This is a genomic window from Pantoea brenneri (genome assembly GCF_038594305.1).
Taxonomy (GTDB): Bacteria; Pseudomonadota; Gammaproteobacteria; order Enterobacterales; family Enterobacteriaceae; genus Pantoea; species Pantoea brenneri.
In genome coordinates, this window is sequence record NZ_JBCGBG010000001.1 from 310,253 (window position 1) to 329,625 (window position 19,373).

Here is a 19,373-nt window from a genome sequence, read left to right on the forward strand (position 1 = left end):
TTGCCGCCGAAATATTGGCGTTGCTGAATTGTTAAAACAATTACCTTTCATTTACCTTTCACTGCCCGGATTTAATAACAGGATGTGATATGCGTCTCTTACTGGTAGAGGACACGATTGACCTGGCGTGTTGGTTGCAGAAAGCGCTGACGCAAAAAGGCTTTGCCGTCGACTGGGTGGCGGATGGCGTCGCGGCCGATCACGCCTTGCAATGTGAAGCCTATGCGCTGGTGGTGCTGGACGTCTCGCTGCCGCGCATCGATGGTCTGGAAGTGCTGACGCGGTTGCGGCGGCGGGGTCAGAGCGTGCCGGTTTTGCTGCTGACGGCGCGTAGCGCGCTGGATGACCGGGTGCGCGGCCTGAATCTCGGGGCGGATGATTACCTGACCAAGCCGTTTGAGCTGGATGAACTGGAAGCGCGGTTGCGGGCGCTGCTGCGGCGCAGCCAGAGCCAGGCGGCGCAAAGCCAGTCGCTGGGCCAGCTGGTGCTGGATGGCGAAGGCTATTTCCTGCTGGCAGACCGGCCGCTGGCGCTGACGCCGCGTGAGTCGAGCATCCTCACCACCCTGATGCAGCGCCATGGCCGGCCGGTTTCCCGTCAGCATCTGTATGAACAGACTTTTAGCCTGGCGGATGAGGCCAGCCCGGAGAGCATTGAGCTGTATGTCCACCGGGTGCGTAAAAAACTGGCGGGTAGCGACGTGGCTATCGTGACGCTGCGCGGACTCGGCTACAGCCTGGAAACGCTGCCGTGCGGCTGATTCATTCGCTGCGCGGCGAACTGCTGGCGTGGCTGGGTCTGCCGCTGTTACTGCTGTGGGCGCTGTCGGTTTACACCCATTATCAGAGCGGGCTGGCGGCGGCCAATCAGGCTTACGATCGCTCGCTGCTGGCCTCGGCGCGCACCGTGGCAGAACGGCTGGTGGTGCGGCAGCATCATCTGGAGGTGGACGTGCCCTGGGTGGTGCTCGACAGTTTCGAACGCAATATGAACGACCAGCTGTTTTATCAGGTGATTTCGCCACAGGGGAAAACGCTGTCGGGCTATGACGATCTGCCACCGATTCCGCCGGCCAGCAAAATGTCGACCGCTTATCCGGCGCTGGTGCACTTTTATGACGGACGCTATCACCAGCATCGCATTCGGGTGGCGGCACTGTGGCAACCGGTAAGTGAGGCGGGCGTCGACGGGATGGCGCTGGTGCTGGTGGCTGAAACTGTTAACTCCCGCCAGGAGTTTGCCCGCGGACTGATGCGTACCGCCCTGATCAGCCAGAGCGGGCTGGTGCTGATGACGCTGCTGCTGGCCAGCCTGATGCTGCGCCGGGTATTACGTCCGCTGCGGCAGCTATCGCGCATTGTATTACAGCGTGACGGCGGCGAATTGACCCCGCTGCCGTCGTTGCCGTGGTCAGAACTGCAGCCGTTGATCATCGCCTTTAACCGTTATCTGGAACGTCTGCGCGGCCTGCTGGCGCGGCAGGATCGCTTCAGCGCTGACGCGGCACATCAGCTGCGCACGCCGCTGACCATCCTCAAAACCCAGGTGAGCGTGGCGCTCAACAGTGAACGTCCGGAACAGTGGCAGGAGAGTTTACTCGGCATGCGTCATACGCTGGATGAAACCATCTTACTCACCGATCGGCTATTGCAACTGGCACGCATCAAGGCACGTCACGGCGAAGACAAGCCGATGATGCGGGTCGATCTGGCGGCCATCGTCCGTGAAGCCTGCCTGAGCCGCTACACGGCGGCACGCACCCGGCAAATCGATCTCGGTTATGAGGGCGAGGAGAGCAGTCAGGTGATCGGAGACGGGGTGCTGCTCGGCGAACTGTGCGCCAACCTGCTGGATAATGCGATTAAATATACCCCGCATCACGGCGTCGTCACCGCGCGGGTGGTGGCGGGCAAACTGGAGATTGAAGACAGCGGTCCCGGCATCGACGGGGCGGAACAGCGAAAAGCGTTACAGCCTTTTCAGCGGCTGGATAATGTTGGTATTCAGCCAGGGGCCGGCATTGGTCTGGCGCTGGTGCAGGATATCTGTGCCTGGCATGGTGCCACCATGCAGCTCGATCGCAGCCCGCAACTGGGCGGGCTGCGCGTGACGATACGGTTTACAACCGACGCAGGTTGACCGGTTTAGCGCGGGTTAGCGGCGTACGCAGCCGCTGGGCCAGAATCACGCCGGACAGGGTCAGGCCGCCACCAATCCAGTGGTAACTGTGCAGTTGCTCATGCAGGAACAGCACCGCGATCAGTGCGGTAAACACCGGGATCAGGTTCATAAAGATACTGGTGGTACTGGCCCCGAGGCGCTGCACGCCGTGGATCCACAAAAAGGGCGCAATGATCGAGGCAAACAGACCGGCAAACGCCACCAGCGGCAGGTTATGCCGGTTAAGTGACACCTCAGGCGCCAGCAGAAAGCCCGGTAACAGCAACAGTACGCCGAATAAAATCTGCACATACAGGCTGTGCCAGATCGGCAACGGCAGCGCCCAGCGCCGGGTCAGCACGCCATACAGCGCATAAGCGGCGGAGGCGGCCAGCATCAGCAGTTCGCCTTTGCCGAGTCCGTGACTCAGTAACTGCATCACATCGCCCTGACTCACCAGCCACACCAGACCGATAAACGAGATGATACTGCCGAGCAGAATGCCGAGCGTCGGCGCGATCCTTAGGATCACTACGCTCAGCAACACGGTGAGCAGCGGGATCAACGCCCCGATAATGCCCATGAACAGTGCGCTGACGCTCTGGGCGGCATAATAAGCCAGGCTCTGATACAGCACCATGCCGAGCAGGCCGAGGATCAGTAACCGCCACAGATGTGGCCGGATCGCCTGACGCGTCCGCCATACGCCGGGCAGCACAAACGGCGTCAATACCAGCAACGCCAGCAGCCAGCGGTAGAAAGAGATCGCCGCCGGATCGATGGCGGAAGCCGACAGTTTGCTGACAATCGAGTTGATCGACCAGATCAACACCGCACACAGCGGATAGAGGAAAAACATGTTCACGCTCCACAGCATTAGATGAGGCGCAGTGTACGCTTGTCCGGATTTATCCAGATAGTTAATATCAGACAAAATTAATCGCTCTCCGGACATAATGACCTTACAGATTACCTACCAGCCGCCGCTGGATGCGCCACAGCTGCACTACTTTATGCGTTTCGAACAGGCCAACGCGCATACCGAATATCTGCCGCATGCCCATGACTGGGGACAGCTGATCTTTGTGAAAAGTCACGTGCTGGAGATGCGGGTAGAGGGTGAGCGGCTGCTGACTCCGGCCGATATCCCGGTGTGGATACCGCCAGGCCACCGGCACAGCAGCTATAACCACCGTCAGGCGCAGTTCCGTACCTTTAACCTCGCCGCCGCGCTGTGTACCGGCCTGCCACAGCGCGCCTGCCTGCTGATTGTCGATCCGATTGTGCACGCCATCATGGATGAGTTTGCCGGGCAGCAGATCGAGCAGCCGGTCACCGAAGCGCAGTGGCGTCTGTGTGAGGTACTACGCGATCGTCTGCCGCTGGCGCAGGTACAGGAGAGCTACCTGCCGACCTCAACCGATAAATTTCTGGCACCGGTGCTGCATGCGCTGGAAGCTAATCCGGGTGATAACACCACGCTGGCCGGCTGGGCAGCGCGGGTTTTTACCACCGAACGCACGCTGGCGCGGCGCTGTCAGCAGCAGTTGCACATGACCTTCGGCGAGTGGCGACAGCGGCTGCGTTTTCTGCGCGCTATCGTACTGCTGGAGCAGGGCGTCAGCGTGCAGAGCATCGCCCACGAACTGGGCTATAGCTCGGCATCGGCGCTGATTGTGATGTTTCAGCAGCAGGCCGGAACCACACCGGATCGTTACCGCGCGCGGTTAGGCTAACGCGTCGCTTTGTGCCAGAATAATGGCCTTCAATGCAACAGACAGGAAAGCCGTGGTGAAGATTCTCGTCGATGAAAATATGCCTTATGCCCGTGAGTTGTTCAGCCGGACCGGCGAAGTGGTGGCGGTTCCGGGTCGTCCTTTGCCGGCGGCGGAACTGGCCGATGCCGATGGCCTGATGGTGCGATCGGTGACCCAGGTCAATGAAGCGCTGCTGGCCGGTAAGCCGGTGAAGTTTGTCGGTACCGCCACTGCCGGCACCGACCATATCGACGAAAACTGGCTGCAGCAGGCGGGCATTGCCTTTTCCGCCGCGCCCGGCTGCAACGCCATCGCGGTGGTGGAGTATGTCTTCTCGTCTTTGCTGCTGTTGGCGGAACGTGACGGCTTCCAGCTGCGTGACCGCACCGTCGGCATTGTCGGCGTCGGCAACGTCGGTGGACGGTTGCAGAAACGGCTGGCGGCGTGGGGGGTGAAAACCCTGCTGTGCGATCCGCCGCGCGCCGATCGCGGTGACGAAGGCGATTTTCTTTCGCTGGAGCAGCTGGTGGAGCAGGCCGATATTTTGACCTTCCATACGCCACTGTTTAAAGCCGGCCGCTATAAAAGCTGGCACCTGGCAGATGCGGCATTACTGATGGCGCTGAAGCCCAATACCATTCTGATTAACGCCTGTCGCGGCCCGGTGGTCGACAATGCCGCGCTGCTGGAAGTGCTGAAGATGCGCGCCGATCTCAGCGTAGTGCTTGACGTCTGGGAACCGGAGCCGGATCTGTCGCTGGCGCTGCTCGACAAAGTAGACATCGCCACGGCGCACATTGCGGGCTATACCCTCGAAGGCAAGGCGCGCGGCACTACTCAGGTGTTTGAAGCCTGGTGTGACTTTATCGGTCAGCCGCAACAGGTCCCGCTCAGCAGCCTGCTGCCGGTGCCGGAATTCAGTGAAATCACCCTGAATGGCCCGCTGGATCAGGCAACGCTGAAACGCCTGGTGCATCTGGTGTATGATGTGCGCCGCGACGATGCGCCCCTGCGAAAAGTGGCGGCTCAGCCTGGCGAATTTGATCGCCTGCGTAAGCAGTATCAGGAGCGCCGCGAATGGTCCTCCTTGCAGGTGATCTGTGACGACGCCAGCACGGCTGAGATGCTGACCCAACTGGGTTTTAACGCAACGCTCTCTTCCCGATAGTTGATGCCCTGGCACAACGGCCTGCGGGCAGGGAAAAATCCGAATCCCTCGGCGGTGAGATCACCGCCTTCTGTTTTTATGTCATTGTCTGGAGTAAACCAACATGTCTGACGGCTGGAATATTGCGCTACTGGGCGCGACAGGCGCAGTAGGGAACGCTGTACTGGAATTGCTGGCGGAACGCCAGTTCCCGGTTGGTGAATTGTATTTGCTGGCCAGTGAAAACAGCGCCGGTGAGATCAAACGTTTTGAAGGCCGCTCGGTGCGGGTTGAAAATGCGGCAGAATTTGACTGGTCGCAGGCGCAGCTGGCCTTTTTCGTCGCCGGCCGCGACGCATCCGCCCGCTTTGCCGATGATGCGGCGAACGCCGGTTGTCTGGTCATCGACAGCAGCGAGCTGTTTGCGCTGTCACCGGATGTGCCGCTGGTGGTGCCGGATGTAAATCCGCATGTGCTGGCCGATTACCGCAACCGCAATATTATCAGCGTGGCGGACAACCTGGTCAGTCAGTTGCTGACCGCGATCAAACCGCTGGTCGATGCGGCTGGATTAGGCCGGTTGCAGGTCACCAACCTGATCTCGGTCTCCAGCTACGGCAAAGTGGCGGTGGATGCGCTGGCCGGTGAAAGTGCCCGCCTGCTGAACGGCATTCCGGCAGATGAACATCACTTTGGTCGTCAGCTGGCGTTTAACCTGATGCCGCAGCAGGTGGACGCGGAAGGCAGCGTTGAAAGCGAACGCCGTCTGGTCGATCAGGTGCGTAAAGTGCTGCAGGATGAAGGCTTACCGATTGCGGTCAGCAGCGTGCAGGCACCGGTGTTTTACGGCAATGCGCAGATTGTCCACATTGAAAACCTGCGTCCGCTTTCGGCTGAAGAGGCGCGTGCCGAACTGGCGCTGGTGTCAGACATCTCGCTGAGCGAAGAGGATTCGGTGCCGACGCCGGTCACCGATGCGTCGGGTAACGGTGCACTGAGCATTGGCGGCGTGCGTAACGATTACGGTATTCCGGAGCTGCTGCAGTTCTGGTCAGTGGCCGACAATATTCGTTTTGGCGGCGCGTTGATGGCGGTGAAAACGGCTGAGAAACTGGTTCAGGAGTATCTGTAACCATGTCCGACGGTCAGACGCAAAAACTGGCGCTCGGCATCGAGTATGACGGCAGCCGCTATTATGGCTGGCAGCGTCAGCAGGAAGTGCGCAGCGTGCAGGAAAAGTTAGAGCGCGCGCTGTCAAAAGTCGCCGATCATCCGGTCAGCGTGTTTTGTGCCGGACGCACCGATGCGGGCGTCCACGGGACCGGGCAGGTGGTGCATTTTGAAACCACGTCGCAGCGGGCGGACGGAGCCTGGACACTCGGCGTCAATGCCAACCTGCCGCCGGATATCGCGGTACGCTGGGTGAAAGCGGTGCCGGAGGCGTTTCACGCCCGTTTCAGCGCAACCGCCCGTCGTTATCGCTACCTGATTTACAATCAGCGGCTGCGTCCGGCGGTGCTGGCGCAGGGCGTGACCCATTTTTATCATCCGCTGGATGCTGAAAAGATGCATCGCGCCGGCCAGTGTCTGCTGGGTGAGAATGACTTTACCTCGTTTCGCGCCGTGCAGTGTCAGTCGCGTACCCCGTGGCGCAACGTGATTCACCTGAATGTGACGCGTCAGGGGCCTTACGTGATTGTCGATATTAAAGCCAACGCCTTTGTGCATCACATGGTGCGCAATATCGTCGGCAGCCTGATGGAGATTGGCTGTGGCAATCAGCCGGAATCCTGGATGGCCACGCTGCTGGCGGCGAAGGATCGGACATTGGCTGCAGCCACTGCCCGGGCAGAAGGGTTGTATCTGGTGGCGGTGGATTATCCATCCCACTTTGCGTTACCACAGCCGTCGATGGGACCGTTGTTCCTCGCGGATTAATTCACTTTTAGGGCTTAAAAGGGCGCGTTATGGAGTTCATCCATTTTCTGGTTGATTTTATTTTGCACATTGATGTGCATCTTGCCGAACTGGTTGCGCAGTACGGTGTCTGGATTTACGCTATTTTGTTCCTGATTTTGTTCTGCGAAACCGGTTTAGTGGTGACGCCATTCCTGCCTGGCGACTCGTTACTGTTTGTGGCGGGCGCACTGGCGGCGTTGCCTGGCAACGACCTGAATGTGCATCTGATGGTGGCGCTGTTAGTGGTTGCGGCGATCCTTGGCGATGCGGTGAACTACACCATTGGCCGTCTGTTTGGCGAGCGGTTGTTCAGTAACCCGAACTCCAGAATCTTCCGTCGCAGCTACCTGGATAAAACCCATGCGTTTTACGCCCGTCACGGCGGTAAAACCATTATCCTGGCGCGTTTTGTGCCGATTGTTCGCACCTTTGCGCCGTTTGTTGCCGGTATGGGCCACATGTCCTATCGTCACTTTGCGCTGTTCAACGTCACCGGTGCGCTGGCCTGGGTCCTGCTGTTCTCCTATGCCGGTTACCTGTTTGGCGATTTGCCGGTGGTGCAGGAAAACCTGAAGCTGCTGATTGTCGGGATTATCCTGGTGTCGGTATTGCCGGGCGTGATTGAAGTCTGGCGTCATCGCCGCCAGGCAAAGCAGCAGAAGCAGCCCTGAGTGGCCGCTTTGCTCAGGGGTAAGACCAGATTTTTATCCACAGTCTGAACGGGTTGTGGTTTAATGAGCGACATTTACCGTCTGCTGAAGCGGTTTTCAGCAGTATCAAGACGACTGGACCAGGTCAGTTTTAAACAGAAAGGTCATCAATGAGCTGGATTGAACGCATTCTTAATAAAAGCAACGTTACGCCTGCGCGCCGCGCCAGTATCCCGGAAGGGGTCTGGACCAAGTGCGACAGCTGTGGCCAGGTTCTCTACCGTGCCGAGCTGGAGCGTAATCTTGAAGTCTGTCCGAAGTGTGACCATCACATGCGTATGCACGCCCGTGAGCGCCTCGGCAGCTTCCTCGATCAGGGCACCCTGGTTGAGCTGGGCAGTGAACTGGAACCCAAGGATCTGCTGAAGTTCCGCGACTCGAAAAAGTACAAAGATCGTCTGGTCGCTGCGCAAAAGGCGACTAACGAGAAAGATGCGCTGATCGTGATGAAAGGCCAGCTGCATGGCATGCCGGTTGTCACTGCCGCCTTCGAATTCGCCTTTATGGGCGGTTCAATGGGCTCGGTAGTGGGTGCCCGTTTTGTGCGTGCGGTTGAGCAGGCGCTGGCGGATAACTGCCCGCTGATCTGCTTCTCTGCCAGTGGCGGCGCGCGTATGCAGGAAGCGCTGATGTCGCTGATGCAGATGGCGAAAACCAGCGCCGCGCTGGCTAAAATGCAGGAACGCGGTCTGCCTTACATCTCGGTACTGACCGACCCGACCATGGGCGGCGTGTCAGCCAGCTTTGCCATGCTGGGCGACCTCAACGTGGCGGAACCGAAAGCGCTGATCGGCTTTGCCGGTCCCCGCGTTATCGAGCAGACCGTGCGTGAAAAACTGCCGCCGGGCTTCCAGCGCAGTGAGTTCCTGATTGAAAAGGGCGCGATTGATATGATCATTCGCCGTCCGGAAATGCGGTACAAACTGGCAAGCCTGCTGGCAAAAATGATGAACCTGCCAGCACCGCTGCACGACGGTGAACAGTCCGCCCCGGCGACGACTGAGCCGGAGAGCAACGAGGCCTGACAGGAGATAGAAAGGCGCGCCCGTCGCGCCTTTCACCAATGCACCGTATACCTCAGCACCAGTCTGTCGGGTATAAATAAGCAAAACGGGACATATGGACAATCTTCACCTCCCTCAAGCCACGTCGCCTTTGGCCACGTGGCTTTATTATCTTGAGCACCTGCACACTCAGGCCATCGAACTGGGGCTGGATCGCATTCGCCAGGTCGCGCAACGTCTTGACCTGCTGAAACCCGCTCCCTTCGTCTTCACCGTCGCCGGCACCAACGGCAAAGGCACCACCTGTCGTACCCTGGAAACGCTGCTGATGGCGGCCGGCTATCGCGTGGGCGTTTACAGCTCGCCGCATCTGGTGCGCTATACCGAACGGGTACGGGTTCAGGGGCAGGAGCTGAGCGAAGCGCAGCACTGTGCCAGCTTTGCCGACATTGAAGCCGGACGCGGTGATATCTCACTGACCTATTTTGAGTTTGGCACCTTGTCAGCGCTGAAGCTGTTTCAACAGGCGCAGCTGGACGTGGTGATCCTCGAAGTCGGCCTCGGCGGACGGCTCGACGCCACCAATATCGTGGATGCAGATGTGGCGGTGGTCACCAGCATTGCGCTCGATCACATCGACTGGCTCGGTCCGGATCGGGAAAGCATTGGCCGCGAAAAAGCGGGTGTTTTCCGTGCCGGCAAACCGGCGGTGGTGGGTGAGCCTGATATGCCGCACAGCATTGCCGCAGTAGCCAGTGAGAAGGGCGCACAGCTGCTGCAACGCGACCGTGACTGGTGTTACCGTCAGCAGCCGGAAAGCTGGTCGCTGCGTGACGCGCACGGTGAGCTGAACGATCTGCCGCTGCCGCAGGTGCCGCTGCCGAATGCCGCGACGGCGCTGGTCGCGCTGCGCGCGTCCGGACTGCAGGTCAGTGAAGCGCAGATCCGCGCTACGCTGCCGTTAGCCATGCTGCCGGGCCGCTTTCAGACCATCAGCGAATCGCCGCGGGTGATTCTGGACGTGGCGCATAATCCGCATGCGGCGCACTATCTGGCGTCACGGCTGGCCGCGCTGCCCAAAACCGGCCGGGTACTCGCGGTGGTGGGTATGCTGCACGACAAAGATATTGCCGGTACGCTGGCGGCGTTGTCACCGGCGGTGGATGCCTGGTACTGCGCACCGCTCGACGGCCCGCGCGGCGCGACGGCGGAGCAGCTGCTGCAGTGGCTGCCGCAGGGCGAGGCGTTCAGCACGGTAGAGCAGGCCTGGCAGCAGGCGCGCCAGCAGGCGCAGCCGCAGGACATTGTGCTGGTGTGTGGATCGTTCCACACCGTGGCACAGGTCATGGAATCGATTGAAACGGAGAAAGGACGTGGCAAGTAAGTTTCAGAACCGTTTAGTCGGCACCGTCATTCTGGTGGCCGTCGGCGTGATTGTATTGCCGGGGCTGCTGGATGGGCAGAAGAAGCACTATAAAGAAGAGTTCGCCGCCATTCCGCTGGTGCCGAAACCCGACGATCAGCAGGACAGCGAAATGGTGCCGCCGGTGACCCAGTCGCTGCCGGCCCAGCCGCCGGAAGGCGCAGGTAATGCGGTCAGCAGCAGCAGCGGAAAAACCACCGCAGCGGCTGAACAGGGACGCGCAAAACCCACCGAAGAGAGCGAGCCGGCCGTTGTGACGCCACCGCCGGTGCATCAGCCGACGCCGGTGAAACCGAAACCGGTCGAGCAGCCCAAACCGAAGCCGGTTGAGCAGCCGAAGCCTAAACCGGTCGAACAGCCGAAGCCAAAACCGGTTGAGCCACCGAAAACCGTGGAGCAGCCGAAGCAGGCCGAGACGCCGAAGGCGGCCGAACCGAGCGCACCAGCCGGTCAGGCTTATGTGGTACAGCTGGGTGCGCTGAAAAACGCCAGCAAGGTGAATGAGATTGTCGCGCAGCTGCGACTGTCGGGCTATCGCGCCTTTACCGTGCCATCAACGCCGGTACAGGGACAGATCACCCGCATTTACGTGGGACCGGACGCCTCAAAAGCCAAAATGCAAAGTGCGGTAGGCGAGCTGAAAAGCATCTCCGGGCTGGGCGGCGTCGTGAAGCCGTACAGCGCTCGCTAAACTCATCAATTGGCGCTGCCAATAGCAGTAACAGGCAGCGCCAATTGGGCTAAAGCACGGCGGGTTAAAGCGGATAAACGGGTAAAAAATGACGATTTTCAACGGCCTGACCGTCGGGAAATCAACCGGGCGACGAAGGTTTTTTTCATCGCCTTTTTTATGGATGCAGAACAGGAAAACCGCTACGCAAACGTTTTCTTTTTCTGTTAGAATGCGCCCCGAACTGGATGCAGGGGTGCAATGGCACTGGCGCTGGAAGAGTTCATGATCTGGATTGATTACGTCATTATTGCGGTAGTTGGTTTTTCGGCTCTGGTCAGCCTGATCCGTGGGTTTGTCCGGGAAGCCTTATCTCTTGTTACCTGGGGATGCGCGTTTTTTGTCGCCAGTCATTACTACGCCTACCTTGCAGTCTGGTTTACAGGTTTTGACGACGAACTGGTTCGTAACGGTATCGCCATTGGGGTGTTGTTTGTCGCCACCCTGATTGTCGGTGCGATTGTGAATTACGTGATCGGCTCGCTGGTGGAAAAAACCGGCCTGTCGGGAACCGACCGGGTGTTGGGCGTCTGTTTCGGGGCGTTGCGTGGTGTGCTGATAGTGGCCGCTCTGCTGTTCTTCCTCGATACTTTCACCGGCTTTTCGAAAAGTCCGGACTGGCAACAGTCTCAACTCATTCCCGAGTTCAGTTATATAATCAGGTGGTTTTTCGATTACCTGAAAAGCACGTCGAGTTTTTTACCCCGGTGATGCGACCGGGAGTGCGGCTTAATGAGGAAATGACAACATGTGCGGTATTGTCGGTATCACCGGTTTCATGCCGGTAAACCAGTCGATCTATGACGCGTTAACGGTGCTCCAGCACCGCGGGCAGGATGCCGCAGGCATTTGTACTATCGATGCGCTGAAGTGCTTCCGTCTGCGAAAGGCAAATGGCCTGGTCAGCGACGTTTTCGAAGCACGCCACATGCAGCGTTTGCAGGGCAACATGGGCATTGGTCACGCGCGTTATCCGACCGCGGGCAGCTCAAGTGCCTCTGAAGCGCAGCCATTCTACGTAAACTCGCCGTACGGTATTACGCTGGCGCACAACGGAAATCTCACCAACGCCCACGAACTGCGTAAGCACCTGTTCGAAAAGGGCCGCCGTCATGTGAATACCACCTCAGATTCTGAAATCCTGCTCAATATTTTCGCGCAGGAGCTGGATCGCTTCCAGAACGATCCGCTGGAAGCCGACAATATTTTTTCCGCCGTCGCTGCGGTGCATCAGCAGGTGCGCGGAGCCTATGCGGTGGTGGCGATGATTATCGGTCATGGCATGGTAGCGTTCCGCGACCCGAACGGTATCCGTCCGCTGGTGCTGGGCAAACGCGTGATCGCCGATGGCCGTACCGAATATATGGTGGCCTCGGAGAGCGTGGCGCTGGATACGTTAGGGTTTGAATTCATCCGTGACGTCGCACCGGGTGAAGCGGTCTATGTCACTGAGCAGGGGCAGCTTTCTACCCGCCAGTGCGCCGAAAACCCGAAAAGCAATCCCTGCCTGTTCGAGTACGTCTACTTTGCACGTCCCGACTCGTTCCTCGATAAGATTTCGGTCTACAGCGCCCGCGTGCGCATGGGCACCAAGCTGGGCGAGAAAATTGCCCGCGAGTGGGAAGATCTGGATATCGATGTAGTGATCCCGATTCCGGAAACCTCAACCGATATCGCACTGGAAATTGCGCGCATTCTCGATAAGCCGTATCGCCAGGGCTTTGTGAAAAACCGTTACGTCGGCCGCACCTTTATCATGCCGGGCCAGCAGTTACGTCGCAGCGCGGTTCGCCGTAAGCTGAACGCTAACCGCGCCGAGTTCCGCGATAAAAACGTGTTGCTGGTGGATGACTCCATCGTACGCGGCACCACCTCAGAGCAGATCATTGAGATGGCGCGTGAAGCCGGTGCGAAGCGGGTTTATCTGGCGTCAGCGGCTCCGGAGATTCGTTTCCCGAACGTATATGGCATTGATATGCCAAGCGCCACCGAGCTGATTGCCCACGGTCGTGAAGTCGAAGAGATCCGCCAGCTGATCAAAGCGGATGCGCTGATTTTCCAGGACCTGGATGACCTGATCGAAGCGGTTCGCGAAGAGAACCCGGACATTACCCAGTTTGAATGCTCGGTGTTTAACGGAATTTATGTCACGAAGGATGTTGACCAGCGCTATCTGGAATACCTCCAGTCGCTGCGTAATGACGATGCAAAAGCGGTTGCGCGTCAGAATGAGGTGGAAAACCTCGAGCTGCACAACGAAGGCTAAGCGCCAGCGTTAGGGCAGATAAAGCAGGGCGGGAGCAATCCCGCCCTGTTTGTTTTCAGAAATCCCCAGGCCGCGTTATGATGATGCATCCGGGTAGAGCAAGGTTGGAATATGAAACGACTCATCATTGGCATCTCAGGCGCCAGCGGGGTGATTTATGGCGTGCGCATGCTGCAGGTTTTGCAGCAGGTCGATGAGGTGGAAACGCATCTGGTGATGAGCCAGGCGGCGCGCCAGACGTTAGGGCTGGAGAGCGATTACTCACTACGTGACGTGCAGGCGCTGGCCGATGTGGTGCACGACGTGCGCGATATTGCGGCAAGCATTTCGTCAGGATCGTTTAAAACCCTCGGGATGGCGATTTTGCCGTGCTCAATGAAAACCCTGTCCGGCATCGTCCACAGTTACAGTGATTCACTGCTGACCCGCGCGGCTGACGTGGTATTAAAAGAGCAGCGCAAGCTGGTGCTGTGCGTGCGTGAAACGCCGCTGCACGTTGGCCACCTGCGCATGATGACCACCGCCGCCGAGTTGGGCGCCATCATTATGCCGCCAGTACCGGCGTTCTATCATCGCCCTGAAAACATCGGGCAACTGGTTGATCAAACGGTCAATCGGGTCATCGATCAGTTTGATATCGAATTGCCAGAAGATTTGTTCGCGCGCTGGCAAGGTGCATAAAGTTCCGCTGGCGCACTTATTTAGTGCATAAGCGCGCCTCGGATCACTCTTCGTGCATTTGATGCACCAAAAGTTAACATCATCGCTTTTTCTCTTTTACTTCACTGTTATATTCCCCTCACAAGCTCAGCGTTTTCGGCTGTCGGACGTCACGCTAAGTGCGCGAATAACTTGCAGAACTGGCATGAAACATGCAACTTACTTTGCGCAAACACATCACGTACCACATAACAAAAAGCACTTCACTTGAGGGTAATCTATGAAAAAGCGTGTTCTGGCTCTTTCCCTGATGCTGGGTTTATCCAGTGCTGCCAGCGTATTTGCGGCGGTACCAGGTTCAATCCGTATCGGCACAGATCCAACCTACCCACCGTTTGAGTCAAAAAACGCGCAAGGGCAGTTAGTGGGCTTTGATATCGACCTCGCTAACGAAATCTGCAAACGCATTCATACCCAGTGTACTTACGTTGAGAGCGACTTTGACGCCCTGATCCCCTCGCTGAAAGCGAAGAAAATTGACGCCATCATCTCTTCTCTCTCGATCACAGCAAAACGTCAGGAAGAAATCGCCTTCTCGGAAAAACTTTACGCCGCCAACGCGCGCTTAGTGGCACCGAAAGGGTCTAAAATCGAACCGACGATTGAGTCGCTGAAAGGCAAAAACATCGGTCTGTTGCAGGGCACCACCCAGGAAACTTACGCCAACCAGTACTGGCGGCCAAAAGGCGTGAGCGTGACACCGTACGCGAACCAGGATCTGGTCTATCAGGATCTGAATGCCGGACGTATTGATGCGGCGTTCCAGGACGAAGTGCAGGCGAGCGAAGGGTTCCTGAAGCAGCCGGTCGGGAAAAACTACGCCTTCGCCGGTCCGGCAGTGAAAGATGACAAAATCTTCGGCGTCGGCACCGGTATGGGGCTGCGTAAAGATGACAGCGAGCTGAAAGCGGCCATCGACAAAGCCTTTGCTGAAATGCGTAAAGATGGCACCTACGACAAGATTGCGAAGAAGTACTTCGACTTTAATGTGTACGGCGACTAACCATCCTGTCGCTCTGCCCATAATATGACGGACCTTAGCAGGCCGGATCGGATGCGGGAAAAGAGAGCGCCAGCTAGCGGCGTTTACTTTACCGGCAATGCACGGTCTGCTGCTGTCCGGAATGGCTGAGCAGAGCAAAACTGCCCGTCGATTGCTGGCGGGCAGCGTTCCGTTTCCACCCCACGACAGGACCCTCTCGATGCTGTATGGCTATTCTGATGTAATTCTTCGGGGCACGCTGGTGACACTGGAGCTGGCGCTGACCTCGGTGGTTCTGGCAGTGCTGCTCGGGCTGATTGGCGCGGGTGCCAAACTGTCACGTAACCGGCTGCTGGCGATGATCTTTGAAGGCTACACCACCCTGATTCGCGGTGTGCCGGACCTCGTTCTTATGCTGCTGATCTTCTACGGTCTGCAGATCGTGCTTAACCAGATTACCGACGCGCTGGGGATGGCCCAGTTTGATATCGACCCGATGGTCGCGGGTATCATTACGCTCGGCTTTATCTATGGCGCCTACTTCACAGAAACCTTCCGTGGTGCCTTTATGGCGGTGCCAAAAGGGCAGATCGAAGCGGCCACCGCGTTCGGTTTTACCGGTTCACAGGTGTTCCGCCGCATTCTGTTCCCGGCGATGATGCGCTATGCGTTGCCAGGTATCGGCAACAACTGGCAGGTGATCCTCAAGGCCACCGCGCTGGTATCACTGCTGGGGCTGGAAGATGTGGTGAAAGCCACGCAGCTGGCCGGTAAAAGTACCTGGCAACCGTTCTACTTTGCGATTGTGGCGGGCGTGATCTATCTGGTGTTTACCACGCTGTCGAATGGCGTGCTGTGGTGGCTTAACCGGCGCTATACGGTTGGCGTGAAGAGGGCGAGCTATGATTGATATTATTCAGGAATACTGGAAATCGCTGCTCTGGACCGATGGTTACCGCTTTACCGGCGTCGCCATTACGCTGTGGCTGTTGATCCTGTCGGTGGTGATTGGTGGATCGCTGGCGATCCTGCTGGCGATTGCGCGGGTTTCACCGAACCGGTTTATCAGTTTTCCGGTCTGGCTGTTTACCTATGTGTTTCGCGGTACACCGCTCTATGTGCAGCTGCTGGTGTTCTACTCCGGTATGTACACACTGGAAATTGTTAAAGGCACCGAACTGCTGAATGCCTTTTTCCGCAGCGGGCTGAACTGTACCTTACTGGCGTTTACCCTCAACACCTGTGCCTACACCACCGAAATCTTTGCCGGGGCTATCCGCTCGGTACCGCACGGTGAAATCGAGGCGGCGCGGGCCTATGGCTTCTCCACCTTCAAACTCTATCGCTGCATTATTCTGCCGTCGGCGCTGCGCACCGCGTTACCGGCCTACAGCAATGAAGTGATTTTAATGCTGCATTCCACCGCGCTGGCGTTTACCGCGACGGTGCCGGATTTGCTGAAAATTGCGCGTGATATCAACTCGGCGACCTATCAGCCGTTTACCGCGTTCGGCCTGGCCGCGGTGCTGTATCTGATTATTTCTTACGTGTTAATCAGCCTGTTCCGTCTGGCGGAGCGGCGCTGGCTGGCCCACGTCAAACCCTCTTCATCGCATTGAGTAGAACTATGGCTGACAATAAATTAAGCGTCACCGAATTACATAAACGTTACGGTGAACACGAAGTGCTGAAAGGGGTCTCGTTAACCGCTAACGCGGGCGATGTGATCACCATTATCGGATCGTCCGGTTCGGGAAAAAGTACCTTTTTACGCTGCATCAACTTCCTCGAAAAACCGAGCGAAGGCACGATTGTGGTTAATAATCAGCAGATCAACTTAGTCCGCGACAAAGATGGTCAGCTGAAAGTGGCAAACAAAGAGCAACTGCGCGCCCTGCGTACCAGCCTGACCATGGTATTCCAGCACTTCAATCTGTGGAGCCATATGACGGTGCTGGAAAACGTGATGGAAGCGCCGATTCAGGTGCTGGGACTGAGCAAAGCGGAAGCGCGTGAACGGGCAATCAAATACCTCGATAAGGTCGGGATTGATGCACGGGCACAGGCGAAATACCCGGTCCATCTTTCCGGTGGTCAGCAGCAGCGCGTGTCGATTGCGCGCGCGCTGGCGATGGAGCCGGAAGTGTTGCTGTTTGATGAACCCACCTCGGCGCTCGATCCGGAGCTGGTCGGTGAAGTACTGCGCATTATGCAGAAACTGGCGGAAGAGGGGAAAACCATGGTGGTGGTGACGCACGAGATGGAATTTGCCCGTCACGTCTCCAGTCATGTCATTTTCCTGCATCAGGGCAAAATTGAAGAGCAGGGATCGCCGGTGGAACTGTTCGGCAGCCCGAAGAGTACCCGCCTGCAGCAGTTCCTGAAAGGCTCGCTGAAGTAAGTTCGCGTCCGCGTCCGCGTCGTGCTGGCGCGGGCTGCCGCAATGCGGATGCCGCAGCCGTGGTCGATCATCTGTCCCGCCAGCCGGCGCATCACGATAGGGTGCGCCGGCTCAGTCTGAAAATCGCACTCTCGCTGAACTTTTATTGCCGGCCGGACGGTACCAGACACTACTTATGACTGGTACGGATTTCGCGGGTGGTAACGGTGGCTTATCGTCGCGTTCGTGGCGGTTTCGGCCTTAATCTCCGACCGGTAACGGCAATCGGCGCTCTCACTGGCCAACGCTGCGATTGCAGCAGAGTAATCGGCCCCAGCGAAGCCCGATTATCCGCCCGACCCATTCCGCCGCCCGCGTTAATGCTTAATCACATCCTGTAATGCTTGCTGCAGATCATACCAGCGGAAGGTAAATCCTGAGGCTTCCAGCCGTTTAGGCAACACATGCTGCCCACCCAGTACCAGCACCGCTGATTCACCCATCATCAGCTTAATCGCGCTGGCGGGGGTGCGCATAAAGGCCGGACGGTGCATTACCCGGCCCAGGGTCGCGGCAAACTGCTCATTGCGTACCGCATAAGGAGCAACCATGTTGAACGGACCGCGCAGATCGTCATGATCCAGCAGCCAGAGTATGGCGTTGAGCATATCGTCGAGATGGATCCACGGCATATATTGCTTACCGCTGCCGATCGGGCCGCCAATACCCAGTTTGAATGGCAGCTTCATTTTGCTGAGCGCGCCGCCTTCTGCTGCCAGCACCACGCCGGTACGTAACAGACAGACGCGGGTACGATCGCTTTCGGCACTGAGCGCCAGTTGCTCCCAGCGGGCGCACAGCTGGTGAGTGAATTCGTCGTGGCCGGAATCCTCTTCGGTCAGCACCAGATCGCCGGTATCGCCATAAAACCCGGTCGCGGAGCCGGAAATCAGCACTGAGGGTGGAGTGGTGCTGGCATTGATCAGTGAGGCGATCTGTTCAGTGATCTGCCAGCGGCTTTCACACAACTGCTGTTTATGCGGTTCGGTCCAGCGTTTGTCGGCAATCGGTTCACCCGCCAGGTTGATTACCGCATCAACATTATTGAGATCGTGCTGTTGCGCCAGACCTGACCAGAGCGCCACGGCGTCGCCCAGCTTTTCACGCGCGCTGACCACATCACGCGTCACCACGCTAATCTGGTGTCCGAGTTGCTGCAGGCGCGGAATCAGATGGCGACCAATTAATCCTGTTCCGCCGGTAATAAGAATGTGCATGTTGCGGCTCCCTTGACGTTTTTGTTATTTGTTCTCTTCAGCATAGAAGAGTGAGGCCAGTGTGAGGTGAGTCGCGTCGCGCTTTCTTGCAATCGGTCGAAACATCGGACCAGCTCAGCGTTGCCTTCAGAAATAAAAATCGGTAAACATGATGCAATCCTGACAGCCAATTGAGGTAACCGATGAATTATCCGTCCATCACCCTGTGGTCAGATTCATCATTTTTCAGTCCTTACGCCATGTCGGCTTATGTTGCTCTCACCGAAAAAGGCATCCCTTTTACCCTGAAACGTGTCGATTTGTCGCAAAACCAGCAGTTCGCTGCGGCCTATCGTGAGCTGTCGTTAACCTGCCGGGTGCCTACGCTGCAAATCGATGATTTTCTGCTGAGCGAGTCTTCGGCCATCAGCGAATATCTGGAAGAGCGGTTTCCGGCACCCGAGTTTGAGCGCCTCTATCCCCGCGACCGTGAGAAGCGCGCCAGGGCAAGAGAGATTCAGGCCTGGCTGCGCAGCGACTTTATGTGGATCCGTCAGGAACGGCCGACGGAAGTGCTGTTCGCCGGCGAGCGATTTTCACCGCTGACCGCCTCGGCGCAGCAGGCAGTGGATAAGCTGGTTACGGCGGTTGAACGGCTGTTACCCGATGGGCAGCAGAATCTGTTTGGTGAATGGTCCATCGCCGATACCGATCTGGCGGTGATGCTTAACCGGCTGGTACTGCACGGCGATCCGTTACCCGCGCGCTTACAACACTATGCTGAGTTTCAGTGGCAGCGTGCCTCAGTACAACTGTGGTTAGCTGAAAGCGGCAAAAATCGATAACTTTCGAGGCTTGCTCAAGCTAACGGAAGTGAT

At 57.8% G+C, this 19,373-nt stretch carries 20 protein-coding genes; 18 read left to right on the forward strand and 2 right to left on the reverse strand.

Annotated features, from left to right (window positions below):
- Positions 1 to 89: 89 nt before the first annotated feature.
- A complete protein-coding gene (gene tctD / locus AABB92_RS01490; protein ID WP_031377188.1) occupies positions 90 to 761 on the forward strand; it encodes a transcriptional regulator TctD in 672 nt (223 codons plus the stop codon).
- Positions 752 to 2,140: a sensor histidine kinase gene (locus AABB92_RS01495; protein ID WP_046288184.1), complete on the forward strand. Its 1,389-nt coding sequence runs from the start codon at positions 752 to 754 to the stop codon at positions 2,138 to 2,140. The genes tctD and AABB92_RS01495 overlap by 10 nt, the downstream gene beginning before the upstream one ends.
- Here AABB92_RS01495 and AABB92_RS01500 read toward each other — a convergent pair.
- Positions 2,121 to 3,020, reverse strand: a complete 900-nt coding sequence (locus AABB92_RS01500; protein WP_046288513.1) for a DMT family transporter — start codon at positions 3,018 to 3,020, stop codon at positions 2,121 to 2,123. The two genes, AABB92_RS01495 and AABB92_RS01500, sit on opposite strands and share 20 nt — an antisense overlap.
- 97 nt (positions 3,021 to 3,117) lie before the next feature.
- On the opposite strand from AABB92_RS01500, the gene AABB92_RS01505 reads away from it, so the two are divergent.
- The 15 genes from AABB92_RS01505 (at position 3,118) to hisP (ending at position 17,260) form a co-directional block, all read left to right on the forward strand.
- Entirely contained in the window at positions 3,118 to 3,897 is a 780-nt protein-coding gene (locus tag AABB92_RS01505; RefSeq protein ID WP_031377189.1) for an AraC family transcriptional regulator, read from the forward strand.
- A gap of 55 nt (positions 3,898 to 3,952) precedes the next feature.
- The gene (gene pdxB, locus AABB92_RS01510) at positions 3,953 to 5,086 is read left to right on the forward strand and encodes a 4-phosphoerythronate dehydrogenase PdxB (protein ID WP_031377190.1); all 1,134 of its coding nucleotides are present in this window, start codon (positions 3,953 to 3,955) and stop codon (positions 5,084 to 5,086) included.
- 103 nt (positions 5,087 to 5,189) lie between these two features.
- The gene (locus AABB92_RS01515; RefSeq protein WP_031377191.1) at positions 5,190 to 6,197 is read left to right on the forward strand and encodes an aspartate-semialdehyde dehydrogenase; all 1,008 of its coding nucleotides are present in this window, start codon (positions 5,190 to 5,192) and stop codon (positions 6,195 to 6,197) included.
- Between the two features lie 2 nt (positions 6,198 to 6,199).
- Positions 6,200 to 7,003, forward strand: coding sequence for a tRNA pseudouridine(38-40) synthase TruA (gene truA / locus AABB92_RS01520; protein ID WP_031377192.1), 804 nt, complete (start codon positions 6,200 to 6,202; stop codon positions 7,001 to 7,003).
- A gap of 29 nt (positions 7,004 to 7,032) precedes the next feature.
- On the forward strand, positions 7,033 to 7,695 hold the full coding sequence (locus tag AABB92_RS01525) for a DedA family protein (protein WP_031377193.1): 663 nt from the start codon (positions 7,033 to 7,035) through the stop codon (positions 7,693 to 7,695).
- Between the two features lie 149 nt (positions 7,696 to 7,844).
- Positions 7,845 to 8,759, forward strand: coding sequence for an acetyl-CoA carboxylase, carboxyltransferase subunit beta (gene accD, locus AABB92_RS01530; protein ID WP_031377194.1), 915 nt, complete (start codon positions 7,845 to 7,847; stop codon positions 8,757 to 8,759).
- Between the two features lie 94 nt (positions 8,760 to 8,853).
- The gene (gene folC / locus AABB92_RS01535) at positions 8,854 to 10,122 is read left to right on the forward strand and encodes a bifunctional tetrahydrofolate synthase/dihydrofolate synthase (RefSeq protein ID WP_046288185.1); all 1,269 of its coding nucleotides are present in this window, start codon (positions 8,854 to 8,856) and stop codon (positions 10,120 to 10,122) included.
- Entirely contained in the window at positions 10,112 to 10,852 is a 741-nt protein-coding gene (dedD, locus tag AABB92_RS01540; protein WP_031376252.1) for a cell division protein DedD, read from the forward strand. The genes folC and dedD overlap by 11 nt, the downstream gene beginning before the upstream one ends.
- A 264-nt stretch (positions 10,853 to 11,116) precedes the next feature.
- On the forward strand, positions 11,117 to 11,602 hold the full coding sequence (gene cvpA / locus AABB92_RS01545; RefSeq protein ID WP_031376251.1) for a colicin V production protein: 486 nt from the start codon (positions 11,117 to 11,119) through the stop codon (positions 11,600 to 11,602).
- Positions 11,603 to 11,639: 37 nt separating this feature from the next.
- Positions 11,640 to 13,157 carry an amidophosphoribosyltransferase gene (purF, locus tag AABB92_RS01550; protein ID WP_046288186.1) on the forward strand — a complete coding sequence of 506 codons (1,518 nt, stop codon included), beginning with the start codon at positions 11,640 to 11,642 and terminating at the stop codon, positions 13,155 to 13,157.
- A 111-nt stretch (positions 13,158 to 13,268) separates the two neighbouring features.
- A complete protein-coding gene (locus AABB92_RS01555) occupies positions 13,269 to 13,838 on the forward strand; it encodes a UbiX family flavin prenyltransferase (protein WP_031376250.1) in 570 nt (189 codons plus the stop codon).
- 259 nt (positions 13,839 to 14,097) lie between these two features.
- Positions 14,098 to 14,880: a lysine/arginine/ornithine ABC transporter substrate-binding protein ArgT gene (gene argT, locus AABB92_RS01560; RefSeq protein WP_046288187.1), complete on the forward strand. Its 783-nt coding sequence runs from the start codon at positions 14,098 to 14,100 to the stop codon at positions 14,878 to 14,880.
- A gap of 199 nt (positions 14,881 to 15,079) precedes the next feature.
- Entirely contained in the window at positions 15,080 to 15,769 is a 690-nt protein-coding gene (locus tag AABB92_RS01565; RefSeq protein ID WP_031376248.1) for a histidine ABC transporter permease HisQ, read from the forward strand.
- Positions 15,762 to 16,478 carry an ABC transporter permease gene (locus tag AABB92_RS01570; RefSeq protein ID WP_031376247.1) on the forward strand — a complete coding sequence of 239 codons (717 nt, stop codon included), beginning with the start codon at positions 15,762 to 15,764 and terminating at the stop codon, positions 16,476 to 16,478. The genes AABB92_RS01565 and AABB92_RS01570 overlap by 8 nt, the downstream gene beginning before the upstream one ends.
- Before the next feature lie 8 nt (positions 16,479 to 16,486).
- On the forward strand, positions 16,487 to 17,260 hold the full coding sequence (gene hisP / locus AABB92_RS01575) for a histidine ABC transporter ATP-binding protein HisP (protein WP_031376246.1): 774 nt from the start codon (positions 16,487 to 16,489) through the stop codon (positions 17,258 to 17,260).
- A gap of 356 nt (positions 17,261 to 17,616) precedes the next feature.
- On the opposite strand, the gene AABB92_RS01580 is transcribed toward hisP, so the two are convergent.
- Positions 17,617 to 18,516, reverse strand: coding sequence for a TIGR01777 family oxidoreductase (locus AABB92_RS01580; RefSeq protein ID WP_046288188.1), 900 nt, complete (start codon positions 18,514 to 18,516; stop codon positions 17,617 to 17,619).
- Between the two features lie 182 nt (positions 18,517 to 18,698).
- On the opposite strand from AABB92_RS01580, the gene yfcF reads away from it, so the two are divergent.
- The gene (gene yfcF, locus AABB92_RS01585; protein WP_031376245.1) at positions 18,699 to 19,340 is read left to right on the forward strand and encodes a glutathione transferase; all 642 of its coding nucleotides are present in this window, start codon (positions 18,699 to 18,701) and stop codon (positions 19,338 to 19,340) included.
- The last annotated feature ends 33 nt before the right edge of the window (positions 19,341 to 19,373 follow it).